This window comes from Endozoicomonas elysicola, assembly GCF_000710775.1.
Taxonomy (GTDB): Bacteria; Pseudomonadota; Gammaproteobacteria; order Pseudomonadales; family Endozoicomonadaceae; genus Endozoicomonas; species Endozoicomonas elysicola.
The window spans coordinates 4,041,043-4,062,000 of the sequence record NZ_JOJP01000001.1 but is presented as its reverse complement, the minus strand read 5'-3'; the positions used below and the strand labels follow the sequence as shown (position 1 = coordinate 4,062,000).

16 protein-coding genes and 1 pseudogene are annotated in these 20,958 nt (G+C 45.0%); 9 read left to right on the top strand and 8 right to left on the bottom strand.

Annotated elements, in window-relative coordinates:
* The 3 genes and pseudogenes from GV64_RS25355 to GV64_RS17200 all read left to right on the top strand — a co-directional run.
* Nucleotides 1-2,690: pseudogene (locus GV64_RS25355) on the top strand (hypothetical protein); the annotation flags it as partial.
* A 541-nt stretch (nt 2,691-3,231) separates the two neighbouring features.
* Nucleotides 3,232-3,441 carry a transcription antiterminator/RNA stability regulator CspE gene (gene cspE / locus GV64_RS17205; RefSeq protein WP_020583690.1) on the top strand — a complete coding sequence of 70 codons (210 nt, stop codon included), beginning with the start codon at nt 3,232-3,234 and terminating at the stop codon, nt 3,439-3,441.
* 510 nt (nt 3,442-3,951) lie between these two features.
* Nucleotides 3,952-5,769 carry a glycosyltransferase gene (locus tag GV64_RS17200; protein ID WP_020583691.1) on the top strand — a complete coding sequence of 606 codons (1,818 nt, stop codon included), beginning with the start codon at nt 3,952-3,954 and terminating at the stop codon, nt 5,767-5,769.
* A gap of 549 nt (nt 5,770-6,318) precedes the next feature.
* Here the strand turns inward: GV64_RS17200 and GV64_RS17195 are convergent.
* Nucleotides 6,319-7,563: an MFS transporter gene (locus GV64_RS17195; RefSeq protein WP_020583692.1), complete on the bottom strand. Its 1,245-nt coding sequence runs from the start codon at nt 7,561-7,563 to the stop codon at nt 6,319-6,321.
* Nucleotides 7,564-7,956: 393 nt separating this feature from the next.
* Between GV64_RS17195 and GV64_RS23950 the strand changes: the two genes are divergently transcribed.
* Both GV64_RS23950 and GV64_RS23945 read left to right on the top strand, forming a co-directional pair.
* The gene (locus GV64_RS23950) at nt 7,957-8,610 is read left to right on the top strand and encodes a TetR/AcrR family transcriptional regulator (RefSeq protein WP_020583693.1); all 654 of its coding nucleotides are present in this window, start codon (nt 7,957-7,959) and stop codon (nt 8,608-8,610) included.
* 55 nt (nt 8,611-8,665) lie between these two features.
* Nucleotides 8,666-9,508 carry a sterol desaturase family protein gene (locus tag GV64_RS23945; RefSeq protein WP_020583694.1) on the top strand — a complete coding sequence of 281 codons (843 nt, stop codon included), beginning with the start codon at nt 8,666-8,668 and terminating at the stop codon, nt 9,506-9,508.
* A 6-nt stretch (nt 9,509-9,514) separates the two neighbouring features.
* Here the strand turns inward: GV64_RS23945 and GV64_RS17180 are convergent, their stop codons facing one another.
* The 3 genes from GV64_RS17180 to GV64_RS17170 all read right to left on the bottom strand — a co-directional run bounded on the left by GV64_RS17180 (nt 9,515) and on the right by GV64_RS17170 (nt 11,989).
* Complete coding sequence (locus tag GV64_RS17180; protein WP_020583695.1) at nt 9,515-10,972, bottom strand: sodium:solute symporter family protein; 1,458 nt, start codon at nt 10,970-10,972, stop codon at nt 9,515-9,517.
* A gap of 3 nt (nt 10,973-10,975) precedes the next feature.
* Nucleotides 10,976-11,194, bottom strand: coding sequence for a hypothetical protein (locus tag GV64_RS17175; RefSeq protein WP_020583696.1), 219 nt, complete (start codon nt 11,192-11,194; stop codon nt 10,976-10,978).
* 87 nt (nt 11,195-11,281) lie between these two features.
* Nucleotides 11,282-11,989, bottom strand: coding sequence for an epoxyqueuosine reductase QueH (locus GV64_RS17170; RefSeq protein WP_033403415.1), 708 nt, complete (start codon nt 11,987-11,989; stop codon nt 11,282-11,284).
* A 518-nt stretch (nt 11,990-12,507) separates the two neighbouring features.
* On the opposite strand from GV64_RS17170, the gene GV64_RS17165 reads away from it, so the two are divergent.
* From GV64_RS17165 to aceK, 4 genes are all read left to right on the top strand, one after another.
* Nucleotides 12,508-13,233 (top strand): redoxin domain-containing protein, encoded by a 726-nt coding sequence (locus GV64_RS17165; protein WP_020583698.1) that lies wholly within the window; start codon nt 12,508-12,510, stop codon nt 13,231-13,233.
* 122 nt (nt 13,234-13,355) lie between these two features.
* A complete protein-coding gene (locus GV64_RS17160) occupies nt 13,356-14,261 on the top strand; it encodes a hypothetical protein (protein WP_020583699.1) in 906 nt (301 codons plus the stop codon).
* Nucleotides 14,242-15,183 carry a 1-aminocyclopropane-1-carboxylate deaminase/D-cysteine desulfhydrase gene (locus GV64_RS17155; RefSeq protein ID WP_020583700.1) on the top strand — a complete coding sequence of 314 codons (942 nt, stop codon included), beginning with the start codon at nt 14,242-14,244 and terminating at the stop codon, nt 15,181-15,183. Before GV64_RS17160 ends, GV64_RS17155 begins: the two co-directional genes overlap by 20 nt.
* A gap of 188 nt (nt 15,184-15,371) precedes the next feature.
* Nucleotides 15,372-17,162 carry a bifunctional isocitrate dehydrogenase kinase/phosphatase gene (aceK, locus tag GV64_RS17150; protein WP_020583701.1) on the top strand — a complete coding sequence of 597 codons (1,791 nt, stop codon included), beginning with the start codon at nt 15,372-15,374 and terminating at the stop codon, nt 17,160-17,162.
* Between the two features lie 6 nt (nt 17,163-17,168).
* Here aceK and GV64_RS17145 read toward each other — a convergent pair whose 3' ends face one another.
* From GV64_RS17145 to GV64_RS23940, 4 genes are all read right to left on the bottom strand, one after another.
* Nucleotides 17,169-17,741, bottom strand: coding sequence for a PhnA domain-containing protein (locus GV64_RS17145; RefSeq protein ID WP_026258422.1), 573 nt, complete (start codon nt 17,739-17,741; stop codon nt 17,169-17,171).
* Between the two features lie 87 nt (nt 17,742-17,828).
* A complete protein-coding gene (locus GV64_RS17140) occupies nt 17,829-18,569 on the bottom strand; it encodes a hypothetical protein (RefSeq protein WP_020583703.1) in 741 nt (246 codons plus the stop codon).
* Nucleotides 18,570-18,814: 245 nt separating this feature from the next.
* Complete coding sequence (locus GV64_RS17135; RefSeq protein WP_020583704.1) at nt 18,815-19,726, bottom strand: hypothetical protein; 912 nt, start codon at nt 19,724-19,726, stop codon at nt 18,815-18,817.
* A 195-nt stretch (nt 19,727-19,921) separates the two neighbouring features.
* Nucleotides 19,922-20,932 carry a DUF1853 family protein gene (locus GV64_RS23940; protein WP_020583705.1) on the bottom strand — a complete coding sequence of 337 codons (1,011 nt, stop codon included), beginning with the start codon at nt 20,930-20,932 and terminating at the stop codon, nt 19,922-19,924.
* Between the last annotated feature and the right edge of the window lie 26 nt (nt 20,933-20,958).

The following is a 20,958-nucleotide window of genomic DNA, read 5'->3' as shown; positions in this document are numbered from 1 at the left end:
CTGGTGACAATGGTTCACTGACCTATACCGATACAGGCGTGTTGGTTGAATTGACGAGTCTCGACACTGAAACCGGTGGCAATGACACGATCGATGCCGGTAATGGTATTAACCTTATTCTGGCCGGAGCTGGTGATGATGAGGTCACTACTGGAACTGGCAATGATGTGGTTACTGGTGACAATGGTTTACTGACCTATACCAACGCAGGTGTGTTGGTTGAATTGACGAGTATCGACACTGAAACCGGTGGCAATGACACTATCAATGTGAGTGATGGTAGCAATCTTGTTCTGGCCGGAGCTGGTGATGATGAGGTCACTACTGGAACTGGCAATGATGTGGTTACTGGTGACAATGGATCATTAACCTATAGCGATGCAGGCGTGTTGGTTGAATTGACGAGTATCGACACTGAAACCGGTGACAATGACACGATTGATGCAGGTAATGGCACTAACCTTATTCTGGCCGGGGCTGGTAATGATGAGGTAACCACAGGAACTGACAATGATGTGGTTGTTGGTGACAATGGATCATTAACCTATACCGATGCAGGTGTGTTGGTTGAATTGACGAGTATCGACACTGAAACCGGTGGCAATGACACGATCGATGCCGGTCATGGCACTAACCTTATTCTGGCCGGGGCTGGTGATGATGAGGTAACCACTGGAACTGGTGGTGATGTGGTTGTTGGTGACAATGGATCATTGACCTATACCGATGCAGGCGTGTTGGTTGAATTGACGAGTATCGACACTGAAACCGGTGGCAATGACACGATTGATGCCGGTAATGGCACTAACCATATTCTGGCCGGGGCTGGTAATGATGAGGTAACCACTGGAACTGGTGGTGATGTGATTGTTGGCGACAATGGATCATTAACCTATACCGATGCAGGTGTCGTGATTGAATTGACCAGTATCGACACTACGACCGGTGGCAATGACACTATCAACGCTGGTAGTGGTGAAAACCGGATTCTTGCGGGTGCTGGAAACGATGAAGTGGCTACAGGTGCCAATGATGATTTGGTGATGGGGGATAATGGAACCCTGAGCTACAACGGCGCTGGTATTCTGATTGAACTTATTAGTATTGATACAACCACTGGTGGCAACGATACGATTAATGCCGGAGATGGAAATAATCTGATTATTGCCGGTCTTGGTGATGATGTGATCAACGCAGAGACAGGAAATGACTATGTTTCTGGTGATAATGCTTTGTTCACCTTTAACGACAGCGGCATGCTTCGGGAAATGGTGACAATCGAAACATCACTGGGAGGTGATGATGTCATCAACGCAGGTAATGGCAGCAACCGTATTCTTGGTGGGCAGGGTGGTGATGAAATTACCACTGGCAGTGGTAATGATCATATCGCTGGTGATAACGCCATCCTTGCCTATGATGACACCGGTATTATTACCCGGGCTGAGTCTATAGCGCTCGCTTTTGGTGGTGATGACTTGATCGAGTCCGGTTCAGGTAATGATCTGGTTCTTGGTGGCTTTGGTAACGATGAACTGGCTTCAGGTGACGGTAACGATACGGTTATCGGCGATAATGGTCAGGTTAACTTTATTGAAGGCATTCGCAATGAGGTCTTCAGTACTGATGTCAGTAACAGCACCGGTGGTAACGACATTATCAATCTTGGTAATGGCAGTGATCAGGCGATTGGTGGTGTCGGTGATGACCAGATGAACAACACTTCCGGCGAAACCATTATGATTGGCGATGATGGCCGCATTGTGAATGACTCGGAAGGGCGCTACCTCACAGTTCGCACTGGCAGCACAACCATTGGCGGTAATGATCGTATTGTTGGTGGTCTGAACCGCGACATTATGATAGGTGGTTTTGGTGGTGACTACCTAGATGGTGCTGCAGGAGACGACCTGATCGGTGGCGATGGTACGCAAGTGACTCGTAGTCCATCTACCATTGTGATTGAAGCGGTAGATCTGTTCACCGGTGGTGCTGATACATTAATTGGTGGTTCTGGACTGGATCGTATGCAGGGGCATTTCGGTGGTGACTTCTTTGATGGCAGTCTCAGTGAGGATGTCATGGTCGGTGAATATGGCCGCTTTACCTTTAATGCCAATACCGATGTGCAGCAGGCGACATTTGTTGTTTCTCTGGCACAGAATGGTCTTGACCTGATCAGAAGCCAGCAGACCAATCTGTTCAGTAACTTTGCTCAGCAGCTTTTTGCGGAATCTGGTCTTGGTCAGGTAGCAAGAAGCAGGGCGCTGGAAACCGCACTGTTCACTGAAGATGCTCAAGATGCCTTTTCACGGTTAACACCTGTATCTCAACAGAGCTCTCTTGCTTCTGGTGAAGTGGCGGCCACTGAGTTTGAAGCGGAGCAACAGGAAGTGCCGTTGGAAGAGGCTCCTGTGAATGAGCAACAGGTACCTGAAGAAGAACCTGTGCAGATTGAGTATGAGCCTGCTGAAGATTCAGGCTGTAAAGCGAATGGTGATGTTGAAGGTGCCTGTGAACCAGTTATAGATGCCGGTTGGGAGCCTGAAGAGGGAGCGGTTGAAATGCCTGAACCTATGGCACAGCAACGCTCTGGCATCGATTTGCAGGCCGCACTGGTTGGTTTTTCGGCTTGGGCGATTTCAAGGCCTCGTGTAAAAACGAAGAAATCAGAAGTTACCCTAAAATAATGTAGGCATTGTCGGCTCAGCTTTTCATTTGAGCATGTGTAGACGTTCAGACCTGATCTGAACGTCTACACATGAAATCAAAATATTCAGCAGCCGGTTCCTGCCTCACCAACATACATTGAAACCCCAGCGACATATGTTGTTGGGTCTTTGTTGTGCCTGGTTTTGTCTATAGTAGACTGTTTGCATTACCCGTAGTTTTTAGCCTTCATCATTTAGCATCAATTCTGTACGCTTTTCTTACCTTTTGTCTCTTCTGAACGAAGTCGAGCCCTCCAAAGTATTCAGCTGGAAAGGCATTATTAAGCATCTGTACACCTGTGACTGAGTACCTTGTGTTATTGATTGAATACAAGTGCCCATAGCGATTAGGATACTACCCTGTATAATGGCGGAACGTTAAAAGTGTGATTTATTTTTTATGCAAAGATTTGATGTTCCGGGTGTAGTAACTCGTCATAGTCTTCATAAGTGATAATAAGCTTCTAGCTCCACCGCCTTATCAAAAGGCACATTTATTATTAAATTTCTGGATATGACTATGTCTACTACTACCGGTACTGTTAAGTGGTTCAATGATGAGAAAGGTTTTGGTTTCATCGCCCAGGAAAATGGCGGACCAGACGTGTTTGCTCACTTCCGTCAAATCATAGGTGATGGCTTCAAAACACTGACAGAAGGTCAGCGTGTTGAATTCACAGTGACTCAGGGGCAGAAAGGCCCACAGGCTGAAGATATTCGACCACTGTAATGGTCGGGGCTGCAATATTGTAGTCTCTAACCTCGCATAAAGTGAGGAGAAGAAGGGCAGTGCTTTCGGGCATTGCCCTTTTTTGTGGTTTCCAGAAAAGCGAAAGGGAGGTGGGACGATGGCTACTACTAATGTCTAGCTGCAGTTCAGGCCATTAATACCGGAGGGAGCAGGGACGTCACCACTATTCCTGCGAGCAATGGTTACGCTACTTGTCAGGCATTGTTCTGGGATAATTCGGTCATTATCGTTAAGGACGATACGGTCGGGGTTTCATATAAGAAGTAATTGAAGACCGAAAAATCACTGTCTGCAGTGTGTGACGGTTGTCCGAGCTGGATATCTATGCAGAGCTATTTTTGGCTTAAGCTCTTGCTGTGGAAGGACTGAACTATTTATTAATTAGTCGGTCGAATACCGGATTACAAACAATCATCGACTTATATTTCTTTTCAGTGTTCATTTGGATCAATATTTTTGTTTTTCTGACCAGTATTGAGGTGTTATGAGATGCTTTTTGAAAGCAGTGCTTCTGGTTGCATGTCCTTATATGGGCCAGCTTTATCTGCGCTAGAAGATTTTTCTGCATGGAGAAAAAACGTTTCATTAGTTCACGGTGAAATGAAGCGAAAGATTGAAGTGGTTAATGGAAAACGTCTTCTGATTCTAAACCCACAGGGGGCGATCGGAGCGGAATCGATCCGATTTATGAATTTTCCGGGCACAAGTTGTATGGGAGGACAAATTGCATTTGTAAGAAACTTTGCGGAAGGTATCAAAGCTGTATGTCCTGACACTAAACTGACTATTGTTTCCCAGAGAACCGGGGCCAGCTTTCTTGGAATGTTTAATGAGGGGGTAGAGGATATCGTTGAAAGGGCATCCATATCCTACGATGGAAGTTATATAGATAAAGAAGGTGTTGAAAATAATAAAAATGCTTACTATTCAAGAGTATCGGAGTGGGGAGAGAGGCTGGTTACAGATAAATATGATCGACACACTCCAGCGATGATTTTTATGAATTATTGGGACTCATATCTTGCATGTTCCAGCATGTTGGATGAATGGAGAACAGCAGGGGTAAGCCGATTTCCAAAAATAGCGCTTGTGCCTCACAGTATGGGCTATAAAAAATTTATCGCATTATTGAAAGCTAGTGTTCATAAAGAAGAGGCAGCTAACCCTGCCATCAATAAGACTGAAATAGTGAATCGTGAGGTAAAGCAGTTATTGTCTGATCAGAGATACCTTTTTCCATCCAGGATTCTTGCTGAACGATTGATGATATCAAACCCATCAATAAAAGTAATTTTGAACTCTCCGGAAGAATATGACACTCAGCTCAGCTCTTTTCCTTATACACTACCTTTTGAAGAACTCCGGACTGTTTTCGATAATCAGGCAAACATCAGGGTGATTCATCCAGGTATTGATACTGAGATATTTGGGTTAAATAATAATCCTGATATGTTCGAACATGAACAGTTTGCGGAAGAGGTGTTTATTGATAGGGTGAGTAAGGATATCTCCTCTTGCAGGGCTAGACTGCCGGTTGTTCTTGCTCTAGGCAGATTAGATAGAGGAAAGAACTTTCATGGATTAGCGAACGCTTATATTGGGAATCAGCAACTTCAAGACAGGGTCAATCTGGTATTCGTTATTAATGGCTCAAGCAGGGATGTTAATAAAAATTATATAATGGAGATGCAAGGCTTAATTGAGCTGCATGGAGAAGAAAAAGTACGAACTATGAGCATTCGTCTGGATAAATTCACAGGCGCTGCATTGGAACAGTTGATTTTTCTGGCAAACATAACGAATGATCCCAGGATTAAAGGGAAATGGACTGCGCTTTCCTTACCTGCCGGTAAAGATTATGCTGGTTTGCAAAGGTATTTAGGCCGCCATAGTAATGCAGTAGGAGGGTTGTATTCTCTACATGAGTCGTATGGGTTGGCACCTTTTGAAACAGCAAATTGTGGTATTCCTGTCGTGGTTTCAAATAAAACAGGTGCAGTGGATGAGCTTGTTAAAGCGGGAGCTAAAAGCTTTGATCCTGAGAATAATGCGCAGTTGGCTGAAGCTTTGCTATTGACATTGAATGATTTTGATCAGATACGAAAAGCCCAAATTGATTACTGCAGTACGAAAAGTTGGGCTAATACCTGTAAGCAATATATGGAGTTTATCAATGAGCCAACTATTGAATCCTCTACTTCTATAGATCAGTACCCGATTACACCGTTTGCTGTTGACGATGAAGATACGATAAAAATGGGTGAGAGGCTGCTTTGGGCAGCGGTTAAACAAGAACCTGATTTGTAGGATGAATCTCCCAAAATATAAGAGGAACATTCTATGGGTGATAGCGAATATGATATCTCCTGAGAATCCAGATCAATTGACATAAATAATAAAAGCACAGTGGAGAGTCGGAAGTAATTAAGGTTTCAGCCAAAGCACTCCCTCCTGTATACATTAAAACCCTTACGATATCTGTCGTAAGGGTTTTTTCGTTTATAGAGGCTGTATTAAAAAGGTTGGCTCTGAAGAATATCCTTTAACTGAGATGCTGGTTAATGGCTTACCCGCTGGAGTGTATCAGGATATGATTACTCTGACTGTGCGCCCTGAATAGGCACATTTATTATACCAATTGCATTTTCTAAATCCCTGTTGTGCTGGTGATCTTAGCAGAGCTTCTTGGCTGAAACTCCTCGCCATAGCTATGGCTATGACTCGCCACTTCGCCTTGCCTTTTAGCCCAGCTCACCATGCTCATAAAGGGTTTAGAAAACTTAATTGGTATCAGAAGGAAACTCCGGGCATTGGTTTAAATTATTTGTCTGCCCGGAAGGTTGGAGTTGTTAGTATTTATTTGATTGGCTCTTCAGCGTCGAGTAGTTCTTCAGCCTCAGAACGAGGGTCGATTTGCGCGACGATAGGTGTGGTCCGAGGCACTGGTACAAAGGGTTGTTCATCGCTTGAGTAGATTGCAGGACGATAAGCCATTCGAATCAGGAAGAAGATGCCGGTAATACTCATGATGGCGATAAAGTAGAGCATTAACCCTTCCGGTATATGTCCCATAAACAGCGATGCCATTACCGGGCCGATACAGGCACCAAAGCTGTATGCCAGCAAAAGTCCCTGGGTGCCAGCAACGATATCATCCGGGTGCATGTGGTCACAGCCATGACTGATGGCCAGTGGGTAGAGCGTAAAAGTGGCTCCTCCAAAGAGGAATAAGAGAGGAAAGTTCAGCCAGCTGTTTTCGGGGGTTAATATCAGTCCAAAGCAGACGACGCAGCCTGCCAGTGCTACAGCAATAAGCATTTTCCGGCGATCAATAATGTCTGACAGGTAACCTACCGGAAATTGTAATGCCATTCCACCAATCATGGTGACCGCCAGAAACAGGGCTACGGTGTGGTCATCACTGCCACTTTGATCGGCCAGGTAAATGGGCAGCATTGAGTACAGGCCGCCCAATACCAAGCCTCCAGCAAAACACCCCAGAACTCCAGAAGGTGTCAGTTCATAGAGCTTTCTGAACCCCAGGGACGACGCCTCCTGAATTTCCGGTGTAGGGATTCGGGTCATTGCGGGAGGGAAAATGGACACTGACAGCAGAATCCCAATCAGGATGAAGGGGGTCAGGGTGCTACTGTCCAGAAAGCCGACAAAAAGCTGGCCGATGGCATTGGCGCCATACAGTGACACCATATAGAAAGAGAGAACTCTTCCCCGGTTTGAGCTATCACTTTCACAGAGCAGCCAGGATTCAACAACCACGAAAATTCCAGCGACCGCCATGCCGTTTATAAAGCGCAGCAGGAGCCATACATAGGTGTTTTCTGAGAGAGCAAGGCTTAACACACTGGCACAAAGTAAGGCCATAAAGCAGGAAAAAGAACGAATATGACCTACCCGGCTGACAATGTTCTCTGAGCGGAATGAACCTGCCAGTAATCCCAGGTAATAAACCGTTCCCATTAAGCCGGCCATAAAGTCATTGCCATCTGTTGCATTGATTCGTAAGGGAATCAGTGTCATCAGGTATCCGCTAGCCAGTGCGAAAATAAACATACCTGACAGTGGCGCAACAAAACGAGTCATAGTGTATAGCCCGATAACGGTGTTAACAGATAGAGAGTGAGCGATTTATTTCAGGTTTTATCGGCCTGACAGGAAAACAAAATAGGAAATCCCAGACTGGGATTAAGAGTGCTCTCAGTAACGCTCTGGTTCAGGTAATTATGGTTCAGAATCCAGTATGTGGATGAACTCTTCGCTGACGGACATAGTGAAGACCCCTGTCAAATATCAGGAAAAATTATCAGGCATTCCCGGGTATTGGGGTAAACAATATGGTGTTTTCATTTGAGCCCTATTTCTCGGGCGGATAGTAATACCAATGGCTTTCGGTATCCAGAGATTAGCAATATGCAGTGCGGTTTTTTTTAATTTAAGTCAGTTGACTTAAATTTTTTCCTGTGACTTAATGTGAGCATGAATAAAGAAACTCCCAATACAACAGCCCTGAGTCTGCCTCAATTTAATAAAGCCAAGATGAGTCTGATTCTGGTTGCAGAAAAGATGATTGCAGAAAAAGGACTGAATGCTATTTCTGAGCGGGAAATTGCCAGGGAGGCAGGGCAGAGAAATAATTCAGCGGTTCAGTATCATTTTGGGAGTAGAGCGGGGCTGGTCTCAGCCATTCTCGACCTGCGCATGATTCCTCTAAATGCCCGGCGACATGAAATGCTGATGGCTATTAAGCCGGATCAGGCCGAGTCTGTGAAGGCTTTGGTGGAAGCATTAGTGATGCCCTATATTCATAACCTGATCGAGTATCCAGCTGAAGGGTATTATGTCAGCCTGGTTACGCAATTGGCACAGAGCGGACAGCATGATCAACTGCTATTTGATGGTCCCCGTTCAAGCTCGTTGCAGTTAATGAGTCAGATGATGCGAGATGCCCTGCCTGAACTGAATCAAAGCGAGTTTCGCTCTCGTATGGGTTTTGCCGGTACGCAGCTTATTCATACTGTCGCTTTATGGGACCTGTTAAGGCGTCAGCAACCTGAAATATGGACAAATCATTATTTGATTGAGCAATCTCAACAGTTGATTGCCTTTATTGTTGGCGGCTTGAAACAGTGATGAGTTGAAACCGCTGGCGAAAACAAAACCAATAATAATAAAAAAGGAAATACTTATGTTCCCCATACCCTCACCGGAACAGCAATTGTTAGGTATTGTGGTTCTTACTGTTTTTATTTTGGCTTTTCTGGTTGAGTTAATGGCTGGCCGAATTCATAAAGGCGACAGGCCTTTAAGGGATGCAGGGTTAACGCTGGCAGGGTTAAGCGCTCATGTTCTCCTTTCTTCTCCGGTAGTTGGAACATTGTCGGGTATTCTGGTCCTGATGTTTTTTCAGGAGGGTGCAGGAGTTATGGCCGGGACTAATTTCTGGTTAGCTTTTGCGGTGATTTTTATTACTCAAGAATTCCTGCATTACTGGTTACACCGGTTTTCCCATGAGTGGCGCTGGTTCTGGAAGCTCCACCGTACACACCATACAGCAGAAAATCTGAATATTGGCGTTTTATACCGCTATAACGTGTTCTGGGTGTTATTGCTACCCCAAAGCTGGTTTGGACCGCTGGCAATCTATCTTGGGTTGGGAGAACCTTATGTGGCAGCAGTTCTGGTTACTTATACCGTCAACGCCCTTACGCATACCACTTTTCGTTGGGATTTATGGCTGAGGGAGAAGATGCCCTGGTCAGAGCCATTCTGGCGCGTGATTGAACGTATTATTACTTTGCCGGATACCCATCATGCCCACCATGCTTTTGGAAAGGGGGCTCACCCTAACGGGAATTACGCCATTACACTGTTTATATTTGATACCTTGTTTGGTACAGCCAAAATTCCTAACAGGCGGCAAACTCGTTTTGGTTTGCCCATTGGTAAACGTCTGCACTGGGCAGAAGAGTTATTTTGGCCATTGGTCAAAAAACCATTGTCCCCACCATCGAAGAAAAGTATTAGCTGAAGACAGCTATTTAGAAACAAGCTGGTTGCTAAGCGCTTTAGGTGGCGCCAGCTTTTGTATAAAGTAAATGCAGATGATCAGGGTCATGTTACCTGCTAGCGCGATCAGTCCTGCGTTAATCCCAAATATTTGTTTAATATCTGCCGTGAGCATAAACGCCAGAATCAAAAGGCCTGCTAATAACCCGGCCAGAATGGGCAAAGATGTGACTTTGCGCCAATGCAGAGAAAGGATAAAGGCAGGAAAGCACTGAATAAGCAGTTCCAGCTTGAGCTCAATAAGACGCCATAATGTAATGTCTCGATAAAGCGCGAGTATGGCTATCAGGCTCATTAAAATAATGGTGATGACGGTATCAAACTTGAGGCCTTCTCTTTTTGTGCTTTTTAGTAGGTCATGCCTGATCATGGAAACCAGTGACAGTAAGACGGAGTCTGCAGTAGACATGATAGCGGCTAGAATGGAAAGCAGTACCATCATGGCGCTGATCCGGTTCCAGATATTACTGGCGGCCCAGTGCTCAAGTAGTCTGGGAAGAACCTGATCAGCTTGAAATCCTGGATCAAGGCTGAAAAGAGGGATAGCAACCCAGCCGGTGAAGAGAAAAATGGTGCTGGTAAAGAGGGCAACAATCCCCATGGCCGCCAATGACTGATAGAGGGCTTTGTCCGAGGAAGCGGCAAAAATTCGCTGTAGAGTCTGCGGATATATGGTGATGGATAGACCGCCTAGAAACATCAAACTAAACCACTGGATCAGTGTTGTTGTCCCCGGAATCTGAGTGCTTTCAGGTCTTTGCAGAGCGATGGACGTTGAGAGTTTTTCCATTCCTCCGGATGTGTCAATAATCCACAGACCAAGACAAGTGAAGCCAGCCAGCATAATCAATCCCTGAATCATGTCAGTCCACGCAACCGCCCGTAGCCCGCCAAGAATGTCATAGGTCAGAATGACCAGGGCAAAGCCCAAAACACCAAATTCATAAGGGATGGTTTCCTGAGTCATGACAACGATAATCTCGCCTGCTGCTTTTAACTGGGCAAATAAGAAGTTGCCGAGAGAGAGAATCAGAACAATGGAGACCAGGACTCTAAGTGTATTGGCGTCTGGACCAAAACGGTAACGAATCCAGTCACCGGGGGTAATGAAGTGATATTTGACGCTCAGTGGTCTTAGTTTGGGAACAACCAGGTGGAATGAGGTGGTAATTGCTGCAACCAGGCCAGCAAACATGACCCAGGTAAAGCCGGTACGATAGGCTTGGCCACTGACGCCAAGAATATTGCCGCTGAAGGTTGTGGCATAAATGGTCAGGAAGAGAACCATAAAGCCAAGTGAGCGATTAGCCAGATAGTGATCGGCTGCACTGTGCTGAAGACTGCTGCGTTTGGCCTTGATACAAACGGGTATCAGAATGAGCAGGTAAACGGCGATGTTGATCAGACTGAAAGCAATGGAAGGCATGGATTATTGGTCTTGTTTGCTATCCGAAGAGTAAGTTGCCCAGATAAAGATATTAATGAGGGGGATCAGTGCATAACAGATTAGCGCCACGGCTACCCAGTCTGGTAAACCTTCAAAGAGGCTGTAAATACGGTTGTCTTCTTTTTCTCGATACCATGGTACAGAGATTGCCAGAAGTATGGGTAGTGAGCAGGTAAGAGTCACTCGGATAATCTTTTTCATTTTTTATTGGTATCTATTCAGGACACACTGAGAGAATTAAAAAAGTTAATTTACCAATATAGACCCTATTTCTAATATGATTTGATTTCAGGAAGATTTAGCAATAATGGAGTCACTTTCTTTTTGGTTTTGGCCATAAAAATTAACCAGTCTTTTAATTCGCGTGCGCCCCTGTGACATTCTGTAATGATTGGTGTCCCGTAAACTATATACACAACCACAATACTCCTGTTGATAGAACGCTTCCTGTTTTGAGAGCTCAATCATTCTCTGACTGCCTCCTTTTTTGCGCCAGTTGTAGGTCCAATAGGTAATGCCAGGATAATGCTCCGCGGATCTGATTCCACAGTCATTGATTTGTTCCATATTCTTCCAGCGAGATATTCCCAGTGTGCTTGAGATTATCGGGAAGCCATGTTCGTAAGCGTAGAGGGCCGTTCGCTCAAATCGCATATCAAAGCAGACTGTGCAGCGCTGGCCTCGCTCAGGTTCGTTTTCCAGTCCCCGGGTTCGTTCAAACCAGTTGTCCGTATCGTAATCAGCATCGATAAAAGGAATGGAGAGTTTGTCACAGTACCGTTTATTCTCATCCTTGCGAAGCTGGTACTCCTCAGCAGGATGGATATTGGGGTTATAAAAGAAGACTGTCTGATCTATACCTGAAGCTTGAATCGCTTCCATGACTTCTCCTGCGCAGGGCGCGCAGCAGGAATGCAGCAGAATTCTATCAGCACTATGCGGAGCCTCCAGGGGAGGGCGTTGATAGTGTTCAAGAGAGAGGGGATTGTTTTTCATGGTAACCAAACTGGGTATGAGTAAGGGGCTACATATTTAATGAGTGTAGAAGATGTGGCTTATGAATACAGATCGAATGCACTTTCTAAACCACTATTGCCCTGTCGAGCTGAACAGAAATTCTGCGTTGAAGTTCCTCGCCATAGCTATGACTCGTCAATTCGCCTTTATGCCCTATGGGTATTGCCTTTCTGTCCAGCTCACCATGCTCAAACGGGTTTAGAAAACTTAATTGCTATAACGTGGACATATTGCATTTTTCAGGTCATGAGTCTGCGCTTATTATTTTCTGAAATTTCTCCAGCTATATTTCGATACGAAAGTATCTAACTGCCATTAACGTCTACTACTAACCTCATTTCACTGACTTTCAGGTTATTGGAAGCAGGCCTGCTGAGCTTAATTGTATTGGCAGTTCAGCTTGAATATGGGCTTATTTACGGTGATTTTTGATGAAATGTGTTTATAGAACTCCTCAAGAATGTAGGAAAAAAGGCAGGAACAGAAATTCACTTTTTTTGGCGATTTTCATTATTGTTATTGGCTACTTTCAATGTTCTTTATCCTGGGGGCTTGGGTTTGGTGATGTAGCTCCCGATTTTAAGGCACCCCTGTCAACGGGTGAAACAGTAAAATTTTATGATTGGATTCAGCATCAGGGGGGGCGGTATACCGTTCTATTTTCTCATCCTCAGGACTTTACACCGGTTTGTACAACAGAGTTGGCTGCAGTCCAGAAACTGATGCCCTCTTTTAGAGAAAGAGGAGTTAATATCATAGGTCTGAGTCTTAACTCCGTTGAAACACATCAAGAGTGGTTGAAAGATGTTGCGGTCATTGCGGATGCCGCAGAGATTGAATTTCCTCTAATTGCTGACATCGACCTGAAAGTAGCCAAGCTATACGGTATGTTGCCTGCAGGTGCCAAAGGTGGCTCACCTCGTACAGCAAAAGAAAATAAAACAGTTCGGTCAGTATTCATCATCAATAATGACAGCAAAATAATAGAGGTTACCTGGACCTACCCAATGCAGATTGGTCGTAATTTCGATGAGTTGTCCCGGGTTCTGGATGCACTTGATGAGATAGCATTACAGCAAGGAGAGGTAGCGACGCCCGCTAACTGGCACAAAGGGGATGATGTTATGCTGGCTCCTGGAATAGATAGAGTGTCTTTTCATCAGAAAGACGTTCCATCCGGAAAACCTTATATGAGATATGTTCCAGCACAGATTGAAGAGTAAGGTGTGATACTGGTGGGGAATGACAGATTTCTCACCTGAATATTGCCTATTTTGTCTAATATCCCTTTTTTTCTACTGCAGCCTTCAGTAAATTTTCAGAACAATTGCTGAAGGCGCCCTTTATGTCCGATTCCGTAAAAAATAAGCTCTCCACCAGTGCTCTCGCTCGCTCACTGGAGCTTCCTGTTGGAGAATTATTCAGAAAAATGGAGCAGGCCGGGTGGATTGAGCGTGCTAATGATAGTTGGGTGTTGACCAGTAAGGGGTGTGAAGAGGGGGGAGAGTATACAACACATGTTAAATATGGAACTTACATTGTCTGGCCAGAGGTGGTGAGGATCGGTAAAGAAACCGTTTCAGACAATGTGAATATTGGAGACCAGCTGACAGCAACAGGGCTTGCCCACAGTGCCGGTGTTTCTGCTCGACAGATTAATTTACTATTTGCAGAATTAGGTTGGATTAAACACGACGAGTCTGGCTGGAAAGTGACAGCAGCCGGTATGCGCTCAGGAGGTGAACAGCGAGGAAGTCCAGCAACTGATCGCAGCTGGGTTTGTTGGCCAGCAGCCGTACTTGATCAGCCAGCCGTGCGTTCTTCGCTGAAAGAGATCAGAGCTGATCTGACCCACGCCATAGGCCTGGATTTGGAGGCGGATGACCCTATTAACCATTATCGGGCCGACTTTCCTGCCAAACTTCGTTGTGCAGATGGCCATCTTGTCCGTTCAAAAACCGAGCTGCTGATCGATAACTGGCTTTACCTGGCGGGTATTACCCATGCATACGAACGTCGTCTTCCTGTAGCAGAGAGTATTTATGGTGAGTTTTATCTGCCGGCGGGCAATGTTTATCTCGAGTATCTGGGGCACTCCGGTGATAACCTCTACCATCAGTCGAAGTTGGAAAAACTGAATCTTTACCGGAAATATGAGCTGAATGTTATTGCCCTGGAAGAAGATCAGGCCAAGCAGCTGGATGTATACCTCCCGAAGCAGTTATTGAAATATGGTATTCGAATCTATTGATGTATTGGATAAGACGGTTCCTGTTCAGTCTGTAAATACTGAATGGCTCCGTGAAGCGAATGTATCCCTTGATATTTTACGGTTGGATGAGCTTGACCCTGAGATCAGTGGCAATAAATGGTACAAGCTGAAGCACAATATCCTTTCAGCTCAGAGAGAGGGGAACTCTGCCATTCTCAGTTTTGGTGGAGCCTGGTCAAATCATATTCATGCCCTGGCTGCGGCCGGTCACCGGTTTGGAATGCCAACCATTGGTGTTATTCGAGGAGAGCCGGTTGAACCGCTTTCTGCTACGTTGGTTGATGCCGTCAACTGGGGAATGAAATTACATTACTTGTCCAGAAGTGATTATCGTCGAAAAAATGAAGCATATTTGCTCGATAAGATATTGTCTCAATTAGGCTTGTCTGCACGAGATGTACATATTGTGCCTGAAGGTGGCAGCAACCCCCTTGGTGTGTTGGGTTGTCGGGAAATTCTTGCTGCAGGACAAATCTCCTCCGGGAGCTATGATGAAATCTGGCTTGCCTGTGGAACAGGTGCCACTCTGGCAGGTCTATCGCTGGCTGCTTCAGATGAGTTACCTGGTACACAGATAAAAGGTGTTGCTGTTCTTAAAGGAGCCGATTTTCTGCGTAATGATATCCACAAATATACACTTCACTCATTAGATAACTGGACACTGTTGACGGATTGTCATCATGGCGGGTACGCTCGTACTACAAAAGAGTTACTGTCATTTATAAAATCGTTTGAGAATGAGACGGCAATCCCCCTGGATCCGGTATATACCGGTAAAGTGCTGTTTGCCATATGGCACTCGCTGGCTGAAAATTTGAAACCTGACTCGTCTTGCAGGGCCAAGCGCCTGTTGATGGTTCATACGGGTGGGCTTCAGGGGCGGCGAGGCATAAAAATATGAAATTGAGTTAATATAAAACCTCTTAGACGCGTGATAAATGGCTTCCGCAAATCTGATAATTCAGAGCCGCCGAGAGGAAAGAGGTGCTGTAGGGCCTGAGCCTGATCTGAAGGCTCGAACCCGCCTGTTAATCTGATAGAGTTAACCGGTAACTGCACTTCTTACACTAAAACAACAATGGTGCAGTAATGAATACTTCCATAGCCCGACAGATTGCCAGAATCATTCTCGAAGGGTTCAGTGACTATCGAACGCGATTTACTGACATCACCTTGGGTGCACGGGACCGCTTTTTGAAGGCGGACTGGAGTGCTGCACAAAATTCAGCCTCTGACCGTATCAATCTCTACTATGTCGCTGTCACCGACGTGATGGAGACGCTGACATCTCAGGTTGAAGAATCCTGGTTTCGTAACAGTGACTGCTGGCAGGATGTCCATAATGCCTATCTGGACTTGATCTCCTATCGGACGGATCCTGAGCTTGCAGAAACCTTTTATAACTCAATCTATCGAAAGGTATTTAAAGGAGAGGCAGTGAACCCTCGTCACTGCTTTATCCAGTCTGAATTTGATGGCTTCAAGGTTCAGAGCGCCAGGGGTATTTATCGAAGCTATTTTCAAGATAAGTACCAGAAGCAGGGGCTGGTTAGCCTTGTGGGTCAGATACTCGATGACTTCCAGTTTGAATTGCCCTGGGAATATCGGCGTAGGGATATTCGCAATATTATCCATGCGCTGCAGAAGACACAGCCGTCATGGGTTAAGCGCAGCAATGTTCGGGTAGATGTTCTGAAGTGGGTTTTTTTCCGTAATAAAGCGGCCTACCTGGTGGGCAGGCTGGTGGCTGGCGATGATCTTCAGCCTTTCGTGCTTGCGGTTCTGAATAATGAGCAGGGTGAGCTCTATGTTGATGCTTTACTCTGTGAAAATGATTGTGTCAGTGTGCTGTTCAGTTTTACCCGCTCGTACTTTTTAGTGGATGCCCGAATTCCTTCGGAGTGCATTGAGTTCCTGCAAACCCTGATTCCTGAGAAAAATCGTGCGGAGCTTTATAATTCCATCGGTTTCTTTAAGCATGGTAAGAGTGTTTTCTACCGGGATTTTCTCAAGCACCTGCAAAACTCCTCTGACCAGTTTGTGATTGCTCCAGGGGTGAAGGGAATGGTGATGTCAGTATTTACACTTCCTTCTCTGGATATGGTGTTTAAAGTTATAAAGGATCGTTTCGCACCGCCCAAAGATATCAGCAAGGCAATGGTCAAGGATCGTTACTATCTGGTTAAAACCCATGACCGGGTAGGGCGGATGGCCGATACCCAGGAGTATTCAAACCTTATACTTCCCCGCTTCCGCTTCAGTGACGAGTTACTGGAGGAGTTGCAGCAGGTTGCTCCTTCTACCGTTATTGTTTACGACGACAAGGTTCTGATTCGCCATCTGTATACAGAACGGCGAATGATGCCTATGAATATCTATGTTGAGCAGCTGGTGGAAGACGGCAATGAACAGGCTTTGGATGATGTGCTTAATGAGTATGGCAGGGCTATAAAGCAGCTGGCTGCAGCGAATATCTTCCCTGGTGATATGTTATTGAAAAACTTTGGTGTAACACGTCATGGCAGAGTCGTTTTTTATGATTATGATGAGATTATTTATCTGACTGAATGCAACTTCCGGGATATTCCTGAGGCGTTATACCCAGAGCAAGAGCTGTCAGCCGAGCCTTGGTATTCCGTTTCACCTGGTGATATTTTCCCAGAAGAGTTTCCTGTTTTTCTGTTTCCTGATCTGGCCATTCGCAAACGTTTTAACCGGCTTCACGGTGATCTTTTTACCGCCAGTTACTGGCGGAGTATTCAGCAGCAGATTACTAATGGTCAGGTTATGGATGTATTGCCATACAGTCCATCGCTTCAGCTGAAAAAGAAATATTCCGACAGGCCTTTCCACCATAAAGAGGAAGAGCCTGTCGTATGACAGGCTTTATGCTTTTTTCAGATATTTTGTTAAAAGAACAATTCTGACGCCATTGACGCGCCCCTCAATCTGCTCAGGGTTGTCGGTCAGAGAGATACTTCGAACCGCAGTACCACGCTTGGCGGTAAAGCCGGCACCTTTAACAGGAAGGTCCTTGATCAGAGTTACGGTGTCGCCTGCACTTAAAACAGAGCCGTTGCTATCCAGAGTGGGTGCTTCTGACTCATCGGTGTTTATGCCCGACTCTGCCCACTGACGGGTTTCATCATCCAGATACATCATGTCCAGCAGGCTCTGAGCCCAGCCTTCAGTTGAAAGGCGGTTCAGCAGGCGCCACGCCATCACCTGAACCGCAGGAACCTGACTCCACATGCTGTCATTCAGGCAGCGCCAGTGATTGGCATCCATGGTTTCCGACTGGCTAATCTGCCCACGGCAATTATCGCAGGTCAGAATGCACTGGTCGGGGTTAGAGGTATCATTTTCTGGTGGGATGGCGAAAACGCTCAGGTCGTTTGTTGAGCTGCATAGCTCACATTGGGAGCCGCTGCGCTCCATTAGTGTCTGTTCGGTAGTCATGGGAGGGAATATTTGACCAAATACAAGGGTGGCGTAGTATGCCTGTATTTTTCAGGAGGTCCAATTGAATATTCTGCTTATATTAAGTTAACTATACTGTTTTCTGCCGTTATTCTGGTACAGATCGATAAATTCCAGTTCTTCATCAAAACTCTCGCCGAGGATCCTGAGAATAAATGCTTCGGTACTATCGAACTCTTCCAGGTCATCTACTAAATCAGGGACGTCCGACAATACAACGCAATTACCGTTTTCCGCGACTTGAAGGATAAATGTTTGAGTCTGCTCTTGCTTTTCCTCATTTAAATAACGATATGCAATTAGATATCGACCTGAATGATTTAGGTGCTCGATTAATGTGTTTTGAATGTTTAGTTCTTCTTTCTGATCATGAATTACAGAGGAAAATTTGAGTGAATAACCATCAGATAATTGTTCTGCCATATATAAGTGATTGTTTAAGTTTAGTGTGATTAACTCTTCATCTTCATCTTCATCATCAAATACTGATTTTTTGCAGTGATCTTTAATAGATCTGATCCATTCAAGTTTGTCTGGTTTTAGCGCCGCTACCATATGCTCTGTTGGGAGAAGAGTAATCTTAGGTTTTGTTGTTTTTGTAAGATGAATCTTATCGAAAGTTTTTGAGGTAGGTGAGTGGCTGAAATCCTCGTCTCTATAGATTCGAAGAGCCGATTCGATATCAGGTTGAGATGCTTTTATGTCCTTGTCAAATTTCTGTGAACACTTTTTTTGAATACAGCTTTTTCCTTTTGGATAAGTTCCACCGTTGCTACAAAATAAACAGGTTGCAATTATATTGTCCATGACTTTCTTTGTTTGGTTTCGGTTTCTTTTAGATTTGACTTCAATTGATTAAATAAGTTTCTGTGAGATTTATTTTTCTGGATTGCAAAAAAAACCTTCAGTTAGTGGTGGGTTATTGGCAATTAATATGCTCGCATTTAGTTTTCTTTCATTCTCTGAGTAGTAACGTAGAGCCCGAATAGAATATTGTTTTTATAGAAAACATCACTCTCAATCAGAGAGTGTGATCAAGCCCCCATTTGACCTTAACTGGTAAAGTACTTGGAAACTAGTTTAATTATTTTTTCAGTATCTGTTGTAGATTCTTGAAAATGTTCACTGACAAATCTAATGAACTCATCTCTGTTTTGAGGGTTAAGCTTAGCTCGACGCATAGGGATTTCTAACATAGTATGGATAAAGTTATTAATTTCATCTTTAGAGGCTACAAGCTGGCCTTTTATTCTGTAGCCTGCACCAATATCATCGTCTTCTCCGAAAAAGTTACTTGGTTGTATCACTCCTGAGTACCCAGCTTTTTGCTGTTGTTCCGTGTAGGACTCCGGTTCTTGGTGCCAGGCTGACTGTGTTTGCTCGTTCTTTGTTGGAGCTGGCATCATCGCCTGCAGTTTTTCAAGCTCTTCTGTAGCAAGGTGCACGTGACGGAGGTGAACGTAATCAAGGCCAGTTTTATTCATATGCTTTTCTGTGCGATCAGTGACCGTCAAGAGGTCTGCCTTGATGAAACTTTCAACAAATGAAATGCCGGTAGCCATTTCAGGATATTGTTGGCAATACTCCTCCATATCTTTCTGTATCTTTGGTTCTGTCGGTATTGCCGGGGGCTTACCGTCAGGTCTCGGATTCTTGCATGGCTCATCCATCCAAGACATCAATTGCAGTATTGAACCGTATGTGCTTGTAGACGCTTTAGCAGCCATGGGGCTCCAGAACTTAACGCATGTTATTGCTGAAGGAATCTCGTTTTTGGCAAAGACAGCATTGAGCTTATCCATCACAGCTTCTGCTGTAACTGACTTGACTTTGGTATGGTCAGAAGCCGGAGGACATGGAAAGGGAGTGCATTTTCTCTGGTCAGTGGGGGCTGCGGTTTCTTTTGTAGCTTCAGAAGGGGGTAAAGCCTTTGTTGGTTCTTCTACAGGTAATGATACAGCCATACCCTGGTGTTTGACAGTATCGTGGGGGATGACTTCGGGGCTTGGCTTATCCTCACCGGGCCTGGGTGAATGCCTTTGAAGTTGAGGGGGCGATGGTGGGGAAGCTTGCACAGACTGATCTCACTGAGTTGTCATTACAGTATTGTGTTAGAAATCAGGTTGCTGAATAAGTTCCGGTAAGTAAGTTAACTGATTTTATTGGTGTGAAACCTCTTCAGCCTTTTCTGGCCAGTTATCCGGTAAAATAAACAGGTGCATCTGTTCTTGTTGTTTCTGTTGAAAAGCCCTTACATAAACAGGTTTTGCTTGTTTTTTCAGCTGGTGCAATAACTCATTATGATTGAGAGGCTCTGCAACAGGTTTCTGATTCAACCACTGTAACTTATGAGGTATCTGGAAACTGACATTCTTGGTTAGGGGCTGGGTGCTCAGCAAAAACTGGCTTTGTGTTAGCCAATAACCTTTCAAATGATTCGGGTTGCAAAATTCGGGTGGCTGGCACTTTGCTTCCATCATCTGTTCTGCTTCTGACTGAAAAAATCCCTGGATGTCTGTTAATGGAGTTATTGCAGATTCATTTGTGCCCAGTGGATATAGGGGGTAGAAAAGTCGGCCCTGTACCAGAATCTCTTTCTGCACAGGTTGTTCAATACCCAGCTTTAATAAAGCTGCTTGTCCTTCATTGGTATCACTCAATATGGCTTGATGATGAAGTAAACGATCCATTTTTCGATCAAGCCTGTCCTTAAGCCCGGGACCTACCCAGTTGTGCCATGGAGACCCATTTGTATTGATATCTTCGCTAGGTATACCAAGATAAAACTTAACCGCCAGTTCCCGGTGTATGAACTGATTTCTAAGCTGGTAGATAATGTCGTATTCACCCAGTGTCGCAGGCTGACCATTTTTTTTGCCTTTGACCTGCAGGTTAGAAACCATGGTCCGACTATCAGGAAACTGGCTCAGCAGGAACTGCCAGAGGGTTTCGTTGAAAATACCGAGCAAAGGGTTGCCTTTCTGGTTAACAAGGCTGGCGAGAATATCCAGTTCCTCTGCACTAGGAATAACCGGGGCTAATCCTGCCGGTAAGGGAGAATCCAGAAAAAGAGGGTTGGCCGACCGATTAAATATTGGAGGGCTGTTTTGTACCCACTCTACTGCTTGTTGTAGAGTATGATGTAGGCTTTGGTGTAAAAATCCGTTCATGACTAACGTATACTAACTCACATTCT

What these genes read in the sequence shown, in the direction of transcription:
- cspE (WP_020583690.1), top strand. Translation starts at nt 3,232, where the DNA reads ATGTCTACTACTACCGGTACTGTTAAGTGGTTCAATGATGAGAAAGGT.
- GV64_RS17200 (WP_020583691.1), top strand. Translation starts at nt 3,952, where the DNA reads ATGCTTTTTGAAAGCAGTGCTTCTGGTTGCATGTCCTTATATGGGCCA.
- GV64_RS17195 (WP_020583692.1), bottom strand. Translation starts at nt 7,563, where the DNA reads ATGACTCGTTTTGTTGCGCCACTGTCAGGTATGTTTATTTTCGCACTG.
- GV64_RS23950 (WP_020583693.1), top strand. Translation starts at nt 7,957, where the DNA reads ATGAATAAAGAAACTCCCAATACAACAGCCCTGAGTCTGCCTCAATTT.
- GV64_RS23945 (WP_020583694.1), top strand. Translation starts at nt 8,666, where the DNA reads ATGTTCCCCATACCCTCACCGGAACAGCAATTGTTAGGTATTGTGGTT.
- GV64_RS17180 (WP_020583695.1), bottom strand. Translation starts at nt 10,972, where the DNA reads ATGCCTTCCATTGCTTTCAGTCTGATCAACATCGCCGTTTACCTGCTC.
- GV64_RS17175 (WP_020583696.1), bottom strand. Translation starts at nt 11,194, where the DNA reads ATGAAAAAGATTATCCGAGTGACTCTTACCTGCTCACTACCCATACTT.
- GV64_RS17170 (WP_033403415.1), bottom strand. Translation starts at nt 11,989, where the DNA reads ATGAAAAACAATCCCCTCTCTCTTGAACACTATCAACGCCCTCCCCTG.
- GV64_RS17160 (WP_020583699.1), top strand. Translation starts at nt 13,356, where the DNA reads ATGTCCGATTCCGTAAAAAATAAGCTCTCCACCAGTGCTCTCGCTCGC.
- GV64_RS17155 (WP_020583700.1), top strand. Translation starts at nt 14,242, where the DNA reads ATGGTATTCGAATCTATTGATGTATTGGATAAGACGGTTCCTGTTCAG.
- aceK (WP_020583701.1), top strand. Translation starts at nt 15,372, where the DNA reads ATGAATACTTCCATAGCCCGACAGATTGCCAGAATCATTCTCGAAGGG.
- GV64_RS17145 (WP_026258422.1), bottom strand. Translation starts at nt 17,741, where the DNA reads ATGACTACCGAACAGACACTAATGGAGCGCAGCGGCTCCCAATGTGAG.
- GV64_RS17140 (WP_020583703.1), bottom strand. Translation starts at nt 18,569, where the DNA reads ATGGACAATATAATTGCAACCTGTTTATTTTGTAGCAACGGTGGAACT.
- GV64_RS17135 (WP_020583704.1), bottom strand. Translation starts at nt 19,726, where the DNA reads ATGGCTGTATCATTACCTGTAGAAGAACCAACAAAGGCTTTACCCCCT.
- GV64_RS23940 (WP_020583705.1), bottom strand. Translation starts at nt 20,932, where the DNA reads ATGAACGGATTTTTACACCAAAGCCTACATCATACTCTACAACAAGCA.